Origin of the sequence: Streptomyces beijiangensis (genome assembly GCF_017315755.1) — a bacterium.
Classification (GTDB): Bacteria; Actinomycetota; Actinomycetes; order Streptomycetales; family Streptomycetaceae; genus Streptomyces; species Streptomyces beijiangensis.
On sequence record NZ_JAFLRJ010001591.1, the window covers coordinates 1 to 318 of the forward strand.

Below are 318 nucleotides of genomic sequence, written 5' to 3' on the forward strand. Positions count from 1 at the left end.
ACCTGATCAAGAGCGGGGGGTACAAGATCGGCGCCGGTGAGATCGAGAACGCGCTGCTGGAACACCCCGGTGTCCGGGAGGCCGCGGTGACCGGGGAGCCGGACGCCGATCTGGGCGAGCGGATCGTCGCGTGGGTCGTCCCGGCGGATCCGGGGGCGCCGCCCGCTCTCGACGAACTGGCCGACCATGTCGCCGCCCGCCTGGCCCCGCACAAGCGTCCGCGGGTGCTCCACCGCCTCGCCGCGCTCCCCCGCAACGACATGGGGAAGATCATGAAGCGGGCGCTGCGCCACGACTGACCGGCTCACCGCGCGCGAG

1 protein-coding gene is annotated in these 318 nt (G+C 73.3%); it reads left to right on the forward strand.

What is annotated here, in order from left to right; all coding sequences use genetic code 11:
* A partial coding sequence (locus tag J0695_RS42815; protein WP_443727222.1) for an AMP-binding enzyme occupies window positions 1-299 on the forward strand: 299 nt, incomplete at its 5' end.
* Window positions 300-318 lie beyond the last annotated feature (19 nt).